General features: G+C 64.0%; 7 protein-coding genes and 1 pseudogene. 4 read left to right on the forward strand and 4 right to left on the reverse strand.

Translation table 11 applies throughout. The features are described 5' to 3' along the window. Positions 1-573: pseudogene (locus TU30_RS32600) on the forward strand (IS701 family transposase); the annotation flags it as partial. A gap of 10 nt (positions 574-583) precedes the next feature. On the opposite strand, the gene TU30_RS36335 reads toward TU30_RS32600, so the two are convergent. From TU30_RS36335 to TU30_RS32610, 3 genes are read right to left on the reverse strand one after another with little or no spacing between them, the layout of a single operon-like run. Then, positions 584-973 (reverse strand): hypothetical protein, encoded by a 390-nt coding sequence (locus TU30_RS36335; protein ID WP_158719410.1) that lies wholly within the window; start codon positions 971-973, stop codon positions 584-586. Between the two features lie 53 nt (positions 974-1,026). After that, the gene (locus TU30_RS32605) at positions 1,027-1,746 is read right to left on the reverse strand and encodes a 5-formyltetrahydrofolate cyclo-ligase (RefSeq protein ID WP_042177211.1); all 720 of its coding nucleotides are present in this window, start codon (positions 1,744-1,746) and stop codon (positions 1,027-1,029) included. Between the two features lie 20 nt (positions 1,747-1,766). Further along, a complete protein-coding gene (locus tag TU30_RS32610) occupies positions 1,767-2,933 on the reverse strand; it encodes a helix-turn-helix domain-containing protein (RefSeq protein WP_042177212.1) in 1,167 nt (388 codons plus the stop codon). A gap of 219 nt (positions 2,934-3,152) precedes the next feature. Here TU30_RS32610 and TU30_RS32615 point away from each other — a divergent pair, with 219 nt between their 5' ends. The 3 genes from TU30_RS32615 to TU30_RS36340 are packed head-to-tail and all read left to right on the forward strand — an operon-like array spanning position 3,153 to position 4,275. After that, complete coding sequence (locus TU30_RS32615; RefSeq protein WP_042177213.1) at positions 3,153-3,476, forward strand: recombinase family protein; 324 nt, start codon at positions 3,153-3,155, stop codon at positions 3,474-3,476. Beyond that, a complete protein-coding gene (locus tag TU30_RS32620) occupies positions 3,473-3,799 on the forward strand; it encodes a hypothetical protein (protein ID WP_158719411.1) in 327 nt (108 codons plus the stop codon). The genes TU30_RS32615 and TU30_RS32620 overlap by 4 nt, the downstream gene beginning before the upstream one ends. A gap of 59 nt (positions 3,800-3,858) precedes the next feature. Further along, complete coding sequence (locus tag TU30_RS36340; protein WP_042177222.1) at positions 3,859-4,275, forward strand: ATP-binding protein; 417 nt, start codon at positions 3,859-3,861, stop codon at positions 4,273-4,275. A 473-nt stretch (positions 4,276-4,748) separates the two neighbouring features. Here the strand turns inward: TU30_RS36340 and TU30_RS32630 are convergent. Further along, on the reverse strand, positions 4,749-5,362 hold a 614-nt coding region (locus TU30_RS32630; RefSeq protein ID WP_042177221.1), incomplete at its 5' end, for a transposase.

Consider the following 5,362-nt stretch of genomic DNA (forward strand, 5'->3'; position numbering starts at 1 on the left):
GCCGACCTCCTGGCCCGGCGGATCCCGAAACGGGCCTGGCAGAAGCTGTCCGCAGGAGCCGGAGCCAAGGGCCACCGTCACTACGACTGGGCCCTGGCCCATGTCACCGACGAGCGTCCCGGCCACCGGCACCTCCTCGTCCGCCGCAACCGCCGCACCGGCGAACTCGCCCACTACCTCTGCTACTCGACCCACCCGACCACCCTGCAGACCCTGGTGAGGACCGCGGGGCGCCGCTGGACGGTGGAGGAGACATTCCAATCGTCGAAGGGACTGGCCGGACTCGACGAACACCAGGTCAGACGCTGGACCTCCTGGCACCGTTGGGTCACCCTCGCCATGCTCGCCCACGCCTTCCTTGCTGTGGTGACCGCACTCGAACGTGACCAGCACCAGACAACCAGCGCACTGAGTCCGCTGACCCGCAACGAGATCCAGCACCTGTTCACCACGCTCGTCACCCATGCCGCCCACGACATGGCGCACCGGCTGGGCTGGTCGCAGTGGCGACGACACCACCAAGCCCGGGCCAAGACCGCCCACTACCGGCGCCAAGACGCCCAGCCAGCATGAAGATCACGATCTACGGCTGGAGTACTAGCTCCAGCCACAGGGCACGAACCTCATCATCGGAATCCTTCAATGCCCTTGGAATAGCGGGTCCATCGAGTGGAACCAGGGCCGCGCCGGGCTGCGCTGATCCGAGCGGCATCACCGAAAGAACATACGCGAAGGTCGTCACTAGTTCGCGCACTGCCACGGAATCGAGGGGTGGCGTCAGCTTTGCAGCGAGCTTCTGCACGTTGAGGCCTACCTCAAAAAAGCCCTCGGCTCCTTCGCAGGCGACACCGGCAAGTTGCGCCAAGTCCGGTACGACAGCCGAGTCATGCCGGTATGGGGCGAGGTCCGGCGTAGAAAGCTGGTCACGCGACGTGCTGTCAACGGGGTTTACGTCGTGATCTTCAGATTCCACACGTTCCACTTCTTGCCCCGCTCACATCACACAGTCGGCGTTGGTGTATTCAGTCAACCAGAACCGAACCGCGCACTCAAAACGGGTATTTGCGCGATCTTCTCCGCCGTCAGGTCGTTCCAGACCAGCCCCGGTGGCCGGCGCCGGTTGGGGCACTGAATCACCTCGTCTGGCGTCACGATCAGGTCGACACTGAAGTCGTGCTCTGTCTCGGGGATCTCCTCGTCGACCACCTGGAGCTGGTGGACGGGCGCCACTATGACTGTCTCGTCGGTCACCAGCCCCGCCTCGATCAGGAGCGCGACCTCCAGGTCGGAGTACCCAGCACCCTTACCTATGCGCGCGCCGGAACGGTTGACCGCGACGCTGCCGCAGATCACGACGTCGATCAGCCGCATGTCTTCGACGCCGACACGTCGAGCGACCTGCGCGGCGCCCTTCTTCTCGGCGGCCTGCTCGATGGGAAGTTCGAGCGTCTCTGGATCCAGCACATAGAACGGCTGGAGGCTCGCCATCCTGGGGACCGCCATATAGAGGAGCTTGCCGTCCTGGAGCGCGCGGATACGGATCGGGAGCTGTGCCCAGTCGGGGTTCGCCTTGACCGTCCGGGCCTGCTGCCACACGTCAAGCTCGGCCAGACGTTCGGCGGTCGCCTCCGCTCCGTAGAACCCGGGGATCTTGCCGTACGAACCTTCCGGTACGGCGCCTTCGCGCTCCAGCAGACGCCACACCCGGTCGCGGACGGCTTCCTTGGCCTGGTCGATGTTCCCCACGCGTCCCACCCGTACTCGTTCTAGATCGCCGCCATGAGGGCCAGCAGGCGATCGTTGACGTCCTGCACCCACGGTTCGTGCCGCCACTCGCGAAGCTCACGACCAGCAGCAAACGCTAGGTTAAGCCCGCCACCTCCGCGCGTCAGCTCAACGGCGTCGATCGTGCGGTGCAGGGTGTCCGCTGCCTCGTCGAGCTTGCGTTGGCGGATGAGCGACAAGGTCAGATTTCCCAGCGCGATCGCCTGACTCTTCTTCTTGGCCGCGAGCGCCCTGGCCGTCGCACGCAGAATCGGCTCGGCGCGATCGGGGAGATCAAGAAACAGGTAGCAGGACCCCGACAAGCGGCTGAACTCGTTGACTGTGTAGTACTCGGCCGCGACGTCGTCGACGCTGACACGATCGAACTGCGCCTCGGCTCGACGTAGAGCGTCCTCGCACGAGGTCAGGTTGCCCGTCATGGCGTACCCTTCGGCCACGTGCAGCAGGCTCAGCCCGGCGAGCGACGGACTGGCCTGCATCGCCACTTCGGCCGCCTGTGCAGCCAACGACAGCCCTCTGCGGGGGTCTTTCTCGCCGTACAGCGCGACGAAGCTCTTACGAAGCGTCGCGTACGCCTCGGCGCAGGGGTCACGAGCCTGCCGGGCCGCGGTTACGGCCTGGTCGAGATACGCGATCGGGGCGCCATGGTCGCGCCGCTGGCTGACGTCCCACACAAGCTGCCCCATGAACGTGGCTGACTCGGCCTCGACCTCGAACAGCGCCTTACGCACGCGGGGGTTGGCCGCGCTTTCGCGAAGTAGCGTCACCTGGCTATGCACCTGGCCGGCGGGCCCGATGAGCGCCGTCGAGGGTGCCTTGTCGTACCGCTCGTCGAGCTGGCGGATTCGCTCATGCAGGTGCGCAACCGCCACCAGGTCTACCGACGCCGGGTGTTCGAGGACGTAGCTCATGCGCTCGCTGGGCCGGGCCTGAATGACCGTCACATCGTCGAGGAGCGTCTGCAACTCGTCGGCCGTCACCTTGAGCGCGGCGGCTAACTTGGGACGCATCCAGGGCTGTGGCACGCTCTCGGCCGTTTCCCAGCGCACCACCGTCGAGCGCTCGACGCCCAGGCGCTCGGCGAGCTTTTCCTGGCTGTAGCCCGCCGACTTGCGACGCTGCGCGAGCCGTATGCGCTTGCTCGCCATGTGCCGTGCCTCCCACGGTTCGGGGTGCGCCCAACCATAGCCAGACGGGGGCTATTTGCCCAGGTCGGACCGGTCAACGCCTCTTTTTTGCGGCAGTTCTACCCCTCGTACGCGCTGGGTTTCCCCAGGTCAAACGGCTTTTCTGGCCCGTATGCCGGTCCGGTGGCGGAGGGGTAACGCCCGCCGCCGGACCGGATTCCAGACGCCGGAGGGAATCCAATGCGACCAGCAATCTACGGCTATATGCGCGTCGTCGGTAGCGACATTGAGGACGACGAAGCTCGACGCATCAAGGGGGAACTCGCCGACTATGCCCAGCGCGAGGGCTTCGCGCTCGATCAGGTGTTCACGGAGAACATCCGGTGTTCCGAATCTGCGTTCTACGCCATGCTCGAAGCTCTGAAGCGGCACGAGGTCAAAGACGTACTGGTGCCGTCGCTCTGGCACTTCGCTCGACTGCCGGGGCTCCAGGAAGCCATGCGCCAACACATCGAGCAGGAGACCGGCGCTCGTCTCTGGGTAGTGCAGGGGCGGCAGCAGTGACCCACGTACCTGATTCAGCATTCGCCTATATGCGTGTGTTCTGCGACGTTACCGACGAGCAGCTGTACACCATGGAACAACGCATCGCTCGGTTCGCCGGCGGGCAGGGACTCCAGCTCGCCACGATCTTCTGCGAGCACGACAACGGCTCGCAGGCGGTGTTCGACGAGATGGTCGAAGCATTGCAGCGCACCAAGACCCAGCACCTGATCCTGCCGTCGCTGCGCCACCTGTCACCGCAGCGTCTGTTGCAAGAGGCCATGCTGACGCGTCTTGAGATCGACACCGATGCCGAAGTGTACGAACTGAGTGATCGCCCGTGACTTTCCCAATCGGCGACGGCAGCCGACAAACGACTGCGGAGCAGCAGCCTCGTGTGCGCATGTCTGACCGCCTGGATCTGGCGGCAGTACTTACCGCGGTGAGCTGTTCGCGGGCATTCACCAAGCTGACACTGAACCGTTGGGGTGCGTCGTCCATTGTGGACGACGCGCTCATTGTTGTATCTGAACTCGTTACCAACGCCATAGAGGCGACGGGCGTCACAACACCACATCCCGCCTGGACCGAACTAGACGCACTGCAATGCGTCACGGTGCGGCTGGTCGGGCTGGACACCTCTGTCGTGATCGAGGTGTGGGATATCGATCCTCATCTGCCCGCTGAAAGCCAAGCCGAGCTCGACGCCGAATCCGGTCGCGGCCTGTGGCTGGTCGGCGAACTGACGACAAAGTGGGGCTCGTACCCGGTGGCAAGGGGCAAGGTGGTGTGGGGTGAGGTAGCTGTGACGAGTGGCTGAATGTCGAATGTCGAGAGATGTATGGCACCTCGCCTTTTTGGGCGGGGTGTTCTTCTTTAGACCTCTGTTAGTGAGTTCTGTTGTAAATTCTACGTCTATGCAGAATGACAAATATATGTCATAAATAGTATGGCTCTTTCAGTCACATAGGAACTGATTCGAGGGGTGGCCGTGCCGATAGGCACAGGCCACCCTTTGTCATTTCCTCGTTCATTCACAATTCGTGCAACACGGAGTATTCAGAAAGGTGGTGTTAAGCCATCATGGGTAAGAACAAGTCCAAGAGGACACCCGTCATGCTGGCCCTTGCGGGCCTGCTGGCGTCGCTGATCACGTTCGTCTCTTCGGGGACGGCGTCGGCTGCTGAGTCCATTCCGGAGTTGCAGTGGTCTCCGAAAGTAGTCAGTGGGCACGAGTGGCGTACAACCACGAGTCCGCAGGGCACGGTGACCGAAGGTGACTGTTCAGGGATTTCAGCTGGTTGTAGGCAGCATCCATGGCCGTCCGGCGAAGAGGTCGTGTAGGGCAGCGAGTGGGTTGATGTCGTGTTTGCGGACGGTGGAGATGTAGGAGCGAATCCGGGCGAAGCGCCTCGCGCCGGTCAGAGTCCTCCAGGATCCGGAGATCTTCTGTTGCACCTTGATCATCCGCAGGTCTCGTTCGGCCTGGTTGTTGTCGAAGGGGACGCCAAAGTTGACCATGTACCGCTGGTACTCCCGGGTGCGGTCACGCAGTCGCTCGGCCAGCGCGCGGGCCTTGGACCGGGGCCCGGTACCGGTATAACCGGTATAGGGGTGGGCTGCGATGCCGCACAACGTGGCCTGGCGGTAGCGGTCCTGGAAGCCGGCCGGCACTTCGGGAGCGAGTGCGTCGTGTCCGTCGGCCAGGGCGAGGGCGACGCCGTCCTTGGCGTCGATCAGGACGTCGATCACCGCCTGGGCCCAGGCCGAGTCGTGGTGCTTGTCCTCGGTCACCGCGATCAGCTCGCGCAGGGCATGCGCGCCGCACAGGGCCGCGGCGTCGCCGTGGACCGTGTAGGAGGCCAGGGCGTCGGTGACCAGGATGCCGGTGAAGGCGGGCAGGACGC

Source organism: Streptomyces sp. NBRC 110035 (genome assembly GCF_000829695.1).
Taxonomy (GTDB): domain Bacteria; phylum Actinomycetota; class Actinomycetes; order Streptomycetales; family Streptomycetaceae; genus Streptomyces.

Bases quoted from the DNA above. Each gene is read 5' to 3' on its own strand.
- TU30_RS36340 (WP_042177222.1), top strand. From the start codon at position 3,859: ATGTCTGACCGCCTGGATCTGGCGGCAGTACTTACCGCGGTGAGCTGT.
- TU30_RS32610 (WP_042177212.1), bottom strand. From the start codon at position 2,933: ATGGCGAGCAAGCGCATACGGCTCGCGCAGCGTCGCAAGTCGGCGGGC.
- TU30_RS32615 (WP_042177213.1), top strand. From the start codon at position 3,153: ATGCGACCAGCAATCTACGGCTATATGCGCGTCGTCGGTAGCGACATT.